Genomic DNA, 10,622 nt, shown 5'->3' with positions numbered 1-10,622 from the left:
ACACCACCTTTTCGATCATCTCGACTGGGGGCTCAAGTCATACCGGGGCCGAAGGCCGGGAGCCTCCTTGCGAGGCCATGAAGAAGGTAACGGGGGATCAGGCGCGGACGGGTACGGCGACGACCGGTGCCGGACCGCGACCAGCGATGGGAAGGCCCGTCAGGCCTGACAGAGACAGCTGGTCGAACGCTTGAGGTCGATGTGGCGCCGACGCGAGAACCGGGAGAACACGGTGGCGCCGGCGAGGCGGGCGCTGACGTCACCACCGTGCCGCATGCCGGTCCTCCTCGTCTTCGGCCCCGGTCACGGGTCCACCACGCGCTTGCGGAGATCGTCGGTGATCCAGGGGGCGCAGGACCGAGTGCGGCTCAGGACCCGCCGCGCTCCCGGGGGATCTTCTGACCCGCCTCGATCGCCACCGGAAGCCGGTTCTCGGCCGGAGGCAGCGGGCAGGTGGCCAGGTCCGTGTACGCGCAGGGGAGGTTCGCGGCGCGATTGAAGTCCAGGACGACCGTGCCGTCCGCGGCGGGCGGTTCGAGGGACAGGGCCCGGTTGGCGGCGTAGGTGGTGACCCCGGAGGTCGCGTCGGTGAACAGCACCATCAGGTGACCCGGACCCTGGCCGGGGAACGCGGTCAGCGACAGCTGACGCCCGGCCAGCTCGAACTCGACCCTGCCCGGAGCGTCGTACACATGCTCAAGGCCCTCGACCGCGGCGCCCACGGTGGTCGGCCGTGGTGTGTCGAAGGGGACGTACCGGCCCGTCACGGCCCAGCGCGGATCGGGCTCGTAGGCGGGTGTCCCGCTGAAGGCGGTGCGCAACGGCGCGTCCGGGTGCCGGGGGCGCACGATGTCCTGGCCGCCGCGCTTGGCGACCTCGATGACGGCGTCTCCCCAGACGGCGTCGACGCCGCCGCGCTCGGGCAGCACCCCGAAGCGGTGTTCACCGCGCACCGGCGTTCCGTCGACGACCAGCTCCTCGCCCTCGTCGAGGTCTACGACGACCCCGTCCGGGCCGGTGCGCCACGCACCGGGCGCGTCCGGGAACCGCTGCGGACGGTCGTCGAGCCAGTGCAGACCGGTGATGGCCAGGAAGCCGTGCGGGGCGGCGAGCCGGGCCTCCTGGGCCCGGTACCACTCCAGCCAGGCCTCCGTGAAGTGGTGGTCTGTCGTGGTGGCCTCGATGGTCATGGGGGCATCTCCTTCGAGTCGGGGCGCAGGAGGGGGGTGTGGGCGGGGATGGCGAAGGTGCCGACGTGAGACCGAACTCCGCGTCCTTCTAAGCCAGTCGTGCGGCGGCTGCGACCTCGCTCGGCGTGTCGGGCGCGTCGAGCACTGCTCCAGCAGCCATGTCAGTCACAACGGGCGCCGGTAGGACCCGCATTCCGGTCCGTGTGTGACGGCTTCTTGTCAGTCATGTGTACCGGCCCCGGCGGGGGTGCTCAGCCGGCCTGTCGTCGGTCCGGCGCCGCCCGGTGGGTGAGGGGTTCGCGCAGACCGAGGTGCTCGCGCAGGGTGGTGCCGGTGTACTCGGTGCGGTAGATCCCGCGTTCCTGCAGTTCCGGGACGAGGAGGTCGACGATGTCGTCGAGGCCGTCGGGGATGAGGTACGGCGTGACGTTGAAGCCGTCGATCGCGCCGTGCCGGACGAAGTGGGCGAACTTGTCGGCCAGGCCGGAAGGAGTCCCGACATGCCCGCGCTGCGGGCCCAGTGCGATGACGGTCTCGCGCAGCGACCAGCCGTGGGCCTCCGCCTTCGCCCGCCATTCGGCCACGACCGAGCGCGGGTCGGCGATGCGCCGGGCGCCGAAGGAGCCGTCGTTCTCGGCGACGACCGGATCCTCCTTCGGCAGCGGCCCGTCGGCGTCGCGGTCGGACAGGTCGATGCCCCACAGCAGCCCCGCGATGCCCAACGCCGTGGCCGGGGTCACCTGTTGCAGCCGGATCCAGTGCTTCTTCTCCTGGGCCTCCTCCTCCGTGGCGCCGAGGATGATCTCGGTGCCGGGCAGGATCCGCAGGTCGTCGTCCGGCCGGCCGGACGCGCGCAGCCGGCGCCGGATGTCGTCGGCGAAGGCCAGCGCGTCGTCGAAGTCGCTGCCGTGCGCGGAGAAGATGACGTCCGCGTTGCGGGCGGCGAAGTCCCGTCCCTCGCCGGAGTCACCGGCCTGGAAGATCACGGGGTGACCCTGGGCGCTGCGCGGCAGGGTCGGGGCGAGGTCGACATCGAACTGCGGTCCCTTGTGGCGCACTCGGTGTACGGCCCCGGGCCTCGACCAGGCGGGCGCGCCGGCGGAGTCGGCGACGGCGCCGTCCTCCCAGCCGTCCCAGAGGGCGCGGGCCACGGTGAGGAACTCCTCGGCGCGCCGGTAGCGGTCGGCGTGGTCGAGGTAGCCGCCGCGGCGGAAGTTGGCGCCTGTCCAGGCGTTGTCCGTGGTCACGACGTTCCAGCCGGCGCGGCCTTCGGAGAGGAGGTCGAGTCCGGACAGGCGGCGGGCCAGATCGGCGGGTTCGTTGAAGGTGGAGTTGGAGGTGGAGACCAGGCCGATGCGGCGGGTGACGGCGGCCAGCGCGGCGAGCTGGGTGATGGCGTCCGGCCGTCCGGCCACGTCGAGATCGTGGATCCTGCCGTCGACCTCCCGCAGCCGCAGCCCCTCTCCGAGGAAGAAGGCGTCGAACAGGCCGCGTTCGGCGGTCTGGGCGACTCGGCGGAAGGAGGCGGGGTCGATCTGGGAGCCGCTGCCGGGGGCGGACCAGATGGTCCAGTGGTTGACACCCTGGAAGAACACCCCGAAGTGGAGCCGGGCGTGCGGCCGGGGGACGTCGAGAGGATCGGTGCGGGTCATCGGGAGCCCTCCTGAGCGGCCAGGGCAGCGGCGGCGAACCGGTTGGCGGGGCGCTCGAGACCGAGGGCCGAGCGCAGGGACGTACCGGGCAGCGGGCGCGCGAGGAGGCGCTGCTCGGACAGGGCTGGCAGGACGAGGCGGGAGAGGACGGGCAGATCCTCGTCCAGTACCAGCGGATGCAGCCGTACGCCGTCGACGTGACGGTGCAACTCCTGGAGAAATGCGACCAGTTGGTCTGCGCGGCCGAGGTGTCGCAGTCTTCCCCGGTCAGCCCACGGCGCGTGCCGTTCCAGGTCGGCGACGCGCTCGGCGGCCGTGGCCTCGGGGGTGTCCAGCGCCACCTCGACCTCGGCGAAGACGCGGGGCGTACCGGCTCCGGCGGCGGCCGCGGCGACCGACGCGAGGTCGCGCCCTTCGACGAGGGCGACGTCGAGCTGCGCGGGCGGAACCCGGTCCGGCCGGCCCAGCACGACGAGCTGGCCCTGCGGCGGGCGCGGCACGATCGCCGGGCCCTTGACGGCATACGTGTCGCCGGTGAAGTCGATGTAGTGGAGCCGCTCGCGGTCGAGGTAGCGGCTGGTGGCCACGGACCGGATGACCGCGTCGTCCTCCCACGAGTCCCACAGCGCGCGGGCCACCTCCACCCCGTCCCGTGACTCCCGGGCACGTGCGTCGGCGCCGGAGACCAGGGGCCGCCCCCAGGCGCGCGCGGCCTCCGGATGCTCCTCCTCCGTCACCACCCACCCGGCGCGACCGGCGGAGATGTGGTCCAGGGAGGCCAACTGACCGGAGACATGGAAGGGCTCGGCGTACGTCACCGGGACGACGGGCGCGATCCCGATGGTGCTGGTGGACGCCGCGACGAAGGCCGCCCGCTCGACCGCGCCGATACGACCCACCGGATCCGGTGCGGCGCCGGGCGGCAGCACGCCGTCGTCCAGCGTGATCAGGGTGAAACCGGCGTTCTCGGCGATGGCGGCGACCCGGGCCACGTGGCGCGGGGTGAGCAGCTGGTCGGGGGAGTGGGCGGCGCGGCGCCAGGCCGCGGGGTGTGCGCCGTCGCCGTCGATCTCGACGGCGAGGTGCAGGGCAGGGCCGGACATGGGGGTTCCTTCCGGGAAGCACGACGACTCGCGGCCACGGGGCGACGAGGTCACGGGGCCACGACGAGACGGCCGGCGGGACGGCCGGCAGGGGTCAGACGTGTACGGAAGGACAGACGGCGGAGGAGGTGCGGCAGTAGTCGACATGCCGCCGGGTGATCAGCCGCGCACCAGTGCACGCACCGCGCGGTGCCACGCCCTGTACGTGCATCACAGCCTCCCCCCTCAGCAACTTTCCCTTTCAACGTACGTGGTTCGCCCCCGACAGTGTCAAGGTGGGGCAGGGGCTGGGACGCCTGGGCGAGCCGCCGCGTCGACACATCCGACCGGGGTGTCCGCCATGCAAGACCTGTCTGGGAAGGCATTGACCAACGTGGTGGGCGTCTGCTGAACTCCCGTCCCATGAACCCGCGCGTGGACCTGACTCGGCGGCGCCACATCGATCTGGCGCACGTCTCCAGCGCGTTTTGTTGTCACTGACCCGACACGTGGCTTTCGCCGGCACCCGGTGTGCGCAGTCGGCGCATCCGGGACCGAGGCGGTGGCGAGCTGCCCGCACTGCGATTCATCCTCGCACGGTCGTCGTATCCGTCTTTTGGGCCGCTCCGTCTCCTCTCCTTCCTGCGTGAGCCGGGAGCGCGTCGGCGCACGCCGGCGTGGTCGCTGAGTACGCAGTGGTAGCGGTGCTGCGATCACGCATCGCTCTTTCCGGCCTGGTCGGTCCGGCCACTCCGGTGTCCTGAGGTCGGTCCATCAGGCCTGCGCACTACTAGACGCTTCGTACAACTCCCGTTCTTCCATTACCAGTTCGAGTGCCCACCTGCCCGGAGGGACCCTTATGCCTGTCTCCATCCGCAAGCTCACCAGCCGCATCGGCGCCGTGGTCGAGGGCGTCGACCTGACGGCGTCGCCCGACTCCTCGACGGTCACGGCGCTGCGTGACGCACTCAACGAGCACAAGGCGATCGTGTTCGACGACGTGCGTCTCGACAACGCCGGCCAGGAGCGCGTGGCCCGGTGGTTCGGCGAGCTGACGACCGCGCATCCGAATGTGCCGCCTGCCGACGGCACGACGAACGTGCTCGCCGTCGACAGCGAGACGTCCAAGGCCGACGAATGGCATACGGATGTCACCTTCGTGGTCAACCCGCCCCAGCTCACCACCCTGCGGTCCATCGTGACCACGCCCTACGGCGGTGAGACGCTCATCGCCAACGCGGCCGCGGCCTACCGGGACCTGCCCGAACCGCTGCGCGCCCTCGCGGACACGCTGCGCGTCGTGCACACCAACCAGTACGACTACGCGCGCCCCGCGGCCACGACCGCACAGCGGCAGGAGTACGACCGCATCTTCGTCTCGACGCCGTACGAGGCTGAGCACCCGGTCGTACGGGTGCACCCGCTGACGGGTGAACGCGGCCTGTTCATCGGCGGGTTCGCCAAGCGGATCGTGGGCCTGTCGGCCGGAGACTCGGCGGATCTGCTGCGCATCCTGCAGTCGTACGTGACTCGCCCCGAGAACATCCTGCGCTGGACCTGGTCCCCGAACCAGCTGCTGATCTTCGACAACCGGATCACCCAGCACTACGGGGTGGACAACTACGACGACCACCCGCGCCGCCTCAACCGGGTGACGGTCGCGGGAGAGGTGCCGACCGGTGTCGACGGCCGCCGCAGCGAACAGCTCGTCGGCGACGCCTCGCACTACAGCAGCGTGCCGGCGGTGGCGGCATGACCGAGCTCGGCCTCAAGGTACCGGCCGTCACCGAGCGTTCGGGCGCCGGGACGACGAGCGCGGGGGAGCGGGAGGTGTTCCTGCCGCGCGACGCCCGCCGCCGGACACCGCTCAGCGCACTGCGCGAGCGCCTGCGCTGGCCGCTGGGCATCTACACGACTCCGGTCGCGATCCTCGTCGCCTGGGAGATCCTCGCCCGGGCCGGCGTGGTGTCGAAGACGTACGCTCCGGCGCCGACGTCGATCGTGAAATCCGCCGTCGATCTGTGGCAGCAGGGCGTCCTCGGCCCCGACCTGGCGATCTCGTTGCAGCGCGCCGGCATCGGGCTCGCGATCGGTCTGACGGTGGGCGTCGTCACCGGTGTGCTCGGCGGGCTGCTGCGCAGCGGCGAGCACCTGTTCAACGGGGTCGTGCAGGTGCTCAACACGATTCCCCTGCTCGCCGTGCTGCCGTTGATGATCGTGTGGTTCGGCATCGACGAGCTGACGAAGGTGCTGCTGATCTCCTTCGGCGCGGGTGTCCCGATGTATCTCAACCTGTTCGCCGCCATCCGGGGAGTCGACCAGCGGCTGATCGAGATGGCGCGCACGACCGGCGCGGGCACCTGGCGTCTGGTGACCCGCGTGCTGGTGCCCGGCTCCCTGCCGGGCTTCCTCGTCGGACTCCGGTTCTCCCTCGCCTACAGCGTCCTGGGCCTCGTCGCCGCGGAAACGGTGAACGCGGACAAGGGACTCGGCTTCCTCATCACTCAGGGGCAGACATACCTCCAGACCAACCAGGTCTTCGTGGGGCTGGTGATCTACTCGCTCCTCGGTCTGCTCGCCGACCAGTTCGTCCGGGCTCTCGAGCGGGTGCTGCTGCGGTGGCGGCCCAGTTATGAGGCGTCATGAGCAGCACGATCGCAACGGAGTCCCGCCCGCAGACCGGGGCCGTCGCCGAGCAGGTGGTCCGTCGGTTCGGCGACCGGGTGGTGCTCGACCACCTCGACCTTTCCATCGCCGACGGGGAACTGGTGATCCTGCTCGGCCCCTCCGGCTGCGGCAAGAGCACCCTGCTGCGTCTGCTCGCCGGACTCGACCGGCCCGACGCGGGGCGCGTGGAGGTCCCGGCACGGCGTGCGATCGTCTTCCAGGCCGACCGGCTGCTGCCCTGGCAGCGGGTCCTGCGCAACGTCACGCTCGGCCTGCACGGGCCGGGCGCGGACCAGCGGGCCCGCGACGTGCTCGCCGAGGTCGGACTCGCGGGCCGTGAGAAGGCCTGGCCCAAGGAGCTCTCCGGCGGCGAGGCCCAGCGGGTGTCGCTGGCCCGAGCGCTGGTCTCCGAGCCCGAACTCGTGCTGCTCGACGAGCCGTTCGCGGCCCTCGACGCCATCACACGGCTGCGCATGCACGACCTCGTACGCGCCCTGCGCAGCAGGCACCACGCAGCCATGCTGCTCGTCACCCACGACATCGACGAGGCGATGGCGCTCGCGGACCGCATCGTCGTCATGAGCAACGGACGCATCGGCGCCTCGCACGAGGTGAGCCTCTCCGCGGCGGACCGCGAGGCGAGCGTCGCACGCGAGGAACTCCGCGCCCGACTCCTGGAAGACCTCGGCCTCGCCGGCCGGCACTGATCTCCCCGAACCCCCTCATCCGGCACACAGAAGGCACGGCAACCCATGCGAAAGACAACAACGAGGCTCATCGGAGCCGTCGGCACGCTCGCCCTGGCAGGCACCCTCGCCGCCTGCGGATCGTCGTCGGACACCGCCGCGCCGCTGAGCAACGCCGCCGACGCCAGCGACGCCAAGCACCCTGAGTGGAGCAAGTACACCTTCACCATCGGTGACAACGGCGGTGACGGCAGCCAGGCCCTGGCGAAGCTGACCGGCGTGTTCGACAGCGCGCCCTACAAGGTGAAGTTCGCCCGCTTCACCTACGGTCCGCCGCTCGTACAGGCCGCCGCCTCGGGCGACATCGACCTCGGCAGCGTCGGTGACGTACCGCCGATCACCGGCGCCGCGAAGGAGTACGGCTTCAAGGTCGTCGCCGTGAACCGCTCGCTCACGCCCGACCAGGCGCTGGAGAACATCATCGTGCCCAAGGGCTCGAAGCTGAAGACGGCCGCGGATCTCAGGGGCAAGAAGATCGCCGTCCCCCAGGGCAGTTCGGCGCACGGTCTGGCCCTGAACGCGCTGAAGAGCGTCGGTCTCACCCCGAAGGACGTGAAGCTGGTCTTCCTCGACCCGGCGGCCGGTGCCACGGCGTTCAACACGGGCAAGGTGGACGCCTGGTCGATCTGGAACCCGCAGTCGGCCATCGCGGTCAAGAACGGCGCGCGAATCCTGGTGAAGGGCCTGCCGCCGATCGACCAGACCAGCAGCTACTACGTGGCAACCGAGGAATCGCTGAACGACAGGACCAAGCGTGCCGCGCTCACGGACGCCCTGAAGCGGCTCTCGCGCGAGTTCGCCTGGGCGGTCAAGAACCCCGACAAGTACGCTCAAGCCCTCTCGCAGGAGCAGGGTGTCCCGCTGTCCGACGCCAAGGCTTCCCTGGCCGCCTACTCGAACCGGGTGACTCCGGTGCGGCAGTCGGACATCGAGCTGGAGCAGCAGCTCGCCGACGCCTTCCTGGAGGCGGGTCAGATCACCAAGAAGGTGGACGTCAAGTCGCTCACCGACAATCTGCTCCCCGCCGGCTACGACAGCTCCAGGCTGAAGGTGACCTCATGAACGCGAGCCGGCGGCCTCCGGCCAGTCACCAACGGCTTCTGCCAGGGTGCCGAGAGCGCCGAGTGCGACCGGCGCATACCGTCGTGAACTCGCCATCGGGGGACGTGAATCAGCCGGAGCGCGCAAGTATCCCTAGTTTTCCTATCGAATTACTAGGGAAGTGTTGACGGTGGTCGAAGGGGAGGGTGAGGATGTTGAAGCCGACGCGTCTCCGCGTACCGCTTTGCTCCCGCAAGGCCCCGCCGGGCGCCGCGTCGACCTCGGCCCCTTGGAGGAAGACGCCATGACCACAGCACTCGGCTGCGCCGACAGCCGCACTGGCCTGAAGCGGGCACGGGTATGACGGTGACGGCGGACGAGGTGACCGACACGGGGGCCGGGCAGGCCGAATGGCTGCACATAGCCCGTGAGGTGGCCGATGACCTCGCCGCGGACGCGGTCGAACGTGAACAGGGCGGCAAAGCGCCGCTCGACGAGGTCGCACAGCTGCGAGAGTCGGGGCTGTTGACGCTGCTGGCGCCGGCCGTGCACGGGGGAGGGGGCGCCGGCTGGCGCACGGGCTTCGCGGTCACCCGGACGGTCGCCGCGGCCGACGGGGCCATCGGCCACCTCCTGGGCAACCACTACTTGCTCTCCTTCAGCCCCCGCTTCTTCGCCGATCCCGACCGTGCCGCCGGAATCGAGCGGGACTCGGCGGCGGGGCAGTGGTGCTGGGGAGGCGGCATCGGATCCCAGGAGCCACCGCTCATCCTGACCCCCACATCGGACGGCGGCTGGCTGCTGAACGGCTACCAGAGGTGTGCCACCGGGGTGGGGGTCGCCGACCGACTGGTGGTCCGAGCAGCCAGGTACGGCACCGGTGAGCCGTTGGCCGTCCTGGTCGACCCGGCCCGCCAGGGCGTCGAGACCGGCAGTGGCGGGGACACCTTCGGCCAGCGGCTGGCGGCCGGTGGCGGCGTGGAGTTCGACTCCGTACCGGTAGGGGCCGACGACGTGCTGGGCTCCCTCTCGCCCGACGAGGGCGTACTGTCACCCTTCGCCTCTCTGGCCGCACCGACCGCGCGCCTGGTCTCCGTCCAGTTCTGCCTCGGTGTGGCCGAGGGACTCCTGGCCGAGGTCCGCGACTACGCCAGGATCCTCAGGGCCCCCTGGCAGCCCCTCTCGCCCCAGCCCTGGCCCGACAGCCCGCCGCAGGATCCGTACGCCCTCACCACGTACGGCGAGCTCGCCGTCGTCGCACGTGCCGCGTCCGCCCTCGCCGACCAGGCGGTGGACGCCCTGGTGCACGGCCTTGCACAGGGCGAGGGCGTCGGCGACGAGGAGTGCGCGGAGATCACCGTACTCGCGGGCGCGGCCGAGGCCACCGCTTCCCGGGCGGTACAGGAGATCACCACCCGAGTCCTGGACGTGATCGGCACCGACGCCGCCTCGGCGCGGCACGGCTTCGACCGCTTCTGGCGCAATGCCCGGACGCACACCCTGCGTGAGCCGGTCGCCCACCGGCTGCGCGAGGCCGGGGACTACTTCCTGAACGGCGCGCACCCGCCGTTCACCCTTCCTGCCTGACGGCGCAGCCGGTGACGGGCGGACACGGCGGTGATGGATAATCGGGGCATGCGGATCTCGGCGCGGGCGGACTATGCGGTGCGGGCGGCGCTGGAACTGGCCGCGGCAGGAGACGAAACCTCACTCAAGGCGGAGGCGATCGCCTCGGCGCAGGGCATCCCGCACAAGTTCCTGGAAGGCATCCTCGGTGACCTGCGCCGGGGCGGTCTCGTGGTCAGTCAGCGGGGCGGCAAGGGCGGCTACCGGCTGGCCCGCCCGGCGGACTCCATCGCCATCGCGGACGTGATCCGCGTGGCGGACGGTCCCCTGGTCTCGGTGCGGGGGGTGCGGCCGCCCGAGCTCTCGTACTGCGGCCCCGCGGAGTCGCTGCTGCCGCTGTGGATCGCCGTACGCGCCAACGTCCGCAAGATCCTCGGCGAGGTCACCCTGGCCCATGTGGCCGCGGCCAAGCTGCCCGAGGACGTCGTGAGCCTCGCGGAGGACCCGGAGGCCTGGACCAACCCCTGACGGGCGTCCGGTGATGCCGACGAGCAGGAGCAGGAAGACCGCCAGGAGAACGCCCACCCCTTCTTGAGCAGGGTGGACTCACCGCAGCCGGAGGCCCCCAGGGGGTGAGCGGCACACGTCACCGCCGCGGCGTCGCCGGCACTCACGGTG

10 protein-coding genes are annotated in these 10,622 nt (G+C 71.1%); 6 read left to right on the top strand and 4 right to left on the bottom strand.

Annotated features, from left to right (window positions below):
* Window positions 1-159 precede the first annotated feature (159 nt).
* From ACGFZN_RS32865 to ACGFZN_RS32850, 4 genes are all read right to left on the bottom strand, one after another.
* Window positions 160-276: a putative leader peptide gene (locus ACGFZN_RS32865; protein ID WP_393862110.1), complete on the bottom strand. Its 117-nt coding sequence runs from the start codon at window positions 274-276 to the stop codon at window positions 160-162.
* A 92-nt stretch (window positions 277-368) separates the two neighbouring features.
* Window positions 369-1,190 carry a DUF1684 domain-containing protein gene (locus ACGFZN_RS32860; protein ID WP_393862109.1) on the bottom strand — a complete coding sequence of 274 codons (822 nt, stop codon included), beginning with the start codon at window positions 1,188-1,190 and terminating at the stop codon, window positions 369-371.
* Window positions 1,191-1,441: 251 nt separating this feature from the next.
* Window positions 1,442-2,842, bottom strand: coding sequence for an NtaA/DmoA family FMN-dependent monooxygenase (locus tag ACGFZN_RS32855; protein WP_393862108.1), 1,401 nt, complete (start codon window positions 2,840-2,842; stop codon window positions 1,442-1,444).
* Window positions 2,839-3,945: an LLM class flavin-dependent oxidoreductase gene (locus tag ACGFZN_RS32850; RefSeq protein WP_393862107.1), complete on the bottom strand. Its 1,107-nt coding sequence runs from the start codon at window positions 3,943-3,945 to the stop codon at window positions 2,839-2,841. Before ACGFZN_RS32850 ends, ACGFZN_RS32855 begins: the two co-directional genes overlap by 4 nt.
* A gap of 838 nt (window positions 3,946-4,783) precedes the next feature.
* On the opposite strand from ACGFZN_RS32850, the gene ACGFZN_RS32845 reads away from it, so the two are divergent.
* The 6 genes from ACGFZN_RS32845 to ACGFZN_RS32820 all read left to right on the top strand — a co-directional run bounded on the left by ACGFZN_RS32845 (window position 4,784) and on the right by ACGFZN_RS32820 (window position 10,472).
* Window positions 4,784-5,680: a TauD/TfdA dioxygenase family protein gene (locus tag ACGFZN_RS32845; RefSeq protein WP_393862106.1), complete on the top strand. Its 897-nt coding sequence runs from the start codon at window positions 4,784-4,786 to the stop codon at window positions 5,678-5,680.
* Complete coding sequence (locus ACGFZN_RS32840; RefSeq protein ID WP_393862105.1) at window positions 5,677-6,570, top strand: ABC transporter permease; 894 nt, start codon at window positions 5,677-5,679, stop codon at window positions 6,568-6,570. Before ACGFZN_RS32845 ends, ACGFZN_RS32840 begins: the two co-directional genes overlap by 4 nt.
* A complete protein-coding gene (locus tag ACGFZN_RS32835) occupies window positions 6,567-7,298 on the top strand; it encodes an ABC transporter ATP-binding protein (protein WP_393862104.1) in 732 nt (243 codons plus the stop codon). The genes ACGFZN_RS32840 and ACGFZN_RS32835 overlap by 4 nt, the downstream gene beginning before the upstream one ends.
* 45 nt (window positions 7,299-7,343) lie before the next feature.
* On the top strand, window positions 7,344-8,399 hold the full coding sequence (locus tag ACGFZN_RS32830; RefSeq protein ID WP_393862103.1) for an aliphatic sulfonate ABC transporter substrate-binding protein: 1,056 nt from the start codon (window positions 7,344-7,346) through the stop codon (window positions 8,397-8,399).
* Between the two features lie 339 nt (window positions 8,400-8,738).
* Complete coding sequence (locus ACGFZN_RS32825; RefSeq protein ID WP_393862102.1) at window positions 8,739-9,965, top strand: acyl-CoA dehydrogenase family protein; 1,227 nt, start codon at window positions 8,739-8,741, stop codon at window positions 9,963-9,965.
* 48 nt (window positions 9,966-10,013) lie between these two features.
* Window positions 10,014-10,472 carry an RrF2 family transcriptional regulator gene (locus ACGFZN_RS32820; protein ID WP_393862101.1) on the top strand — a complete coding sequence of 153 codons (459 nt, stop codon included), beginning with the start codon at window positions 10,014-10,016 and terminating at the stop codon, window positions 10,470-10,472.
* The last annotated feature ends 150 nt before the right edge of the window (window positions 10,473-10,622 follow it).

This window comes from Streptomyces sp. NPDC048192 (genome assembly GCF_043202415.1).
Classification (GTDB): Bacteria; Actinomycetota; Actinomycetes; order Streptomycetales; family Streptomycetaceae; genus Streptomyces.
This window is presented reverse-complemented; position numbering and strand designations above follow the sequence as displayed.

What these genes read in the sequence shown, in the direction of transcription:
- ACGFZN_RS32865 (WP_393862110.1), bottom strand. Translation starts at nt 276, where the DNA reads ATGCGGCACGGTGGTGACGTCAGCGCCCGCCTCGCCGGCGCCACCGTG.
- ACGFZN_RS32860 (WP_393862109.1), bottom strand. Translation starts at nt 1,190, where the DNA reads ATGACCATCGAGGCCACCACGACAGACCACCACTTCACGGAGGCCTGG.
- ACGFZN_RS32855 (WP_393862108.1), bottom strand. Translation starts at nt 2,842, where the DNA reads ATGACCCGCACCGATCCTCTCGACGTCCCCCGGCCGCACGCCCGGCTC.
- ACGFZN_RS32850 (WP_393862107.1), bottom strand. Translation starts at nt 3,945, where the DNA reads ATGTCCGGCCCTGCCCTGCACCTCGCCGTCGAGATCGACGGCGACGGC.
- ACGFZN_RS32845 (WP_393862106.1), top strand. Translation starts at nt 4,784, where the DNA reads ATGCCTGTCTCCATCCGCAAGCTCACCAGCCGCATCGGCGCCGTGGTC.
- ACGFZN_RS32840 (WP_393862105.1), top strand. Translation starts at nt 5,677, where the DNA reads ATGACCGAGCTCGGCCTCAAGGTACCGGCCGTCACCGAGCGTTCGGGC.
- ACGFZN_RS32835 (WP_393862104.1), top strand. Translation starts at nt 6,567, where the DNA reads ATGAGCAGCACGATCGCAACGGAGTCCCGCCCGCAGACCGGGGCCGTC.
- ACGFZN_RS32830 (WP_393862103.1), top strand. Translation starts at nt 7,344, where the DNA reads ATGCGAAAGACAACAACGAGGCTCATCGGAGCCGTCGGCACGCTCGCC.
- ACGFZN_RS32825 (WP_393862102.1), top strand. Translation starts at nt 8,739, where the DNA reads ATGACGGTGACGGCGGACGAGGTGACCGACACGGGGGCCGGGCAGGCC.
- ACGFZN_RS32820 (WP_393862101.1), top strand. Translation starts at nt 10,014, where the DNA reads ATGCGGATCTCGGCGCGGGCGGACTATGCGGTGCGGGCGGCGCTGGAA.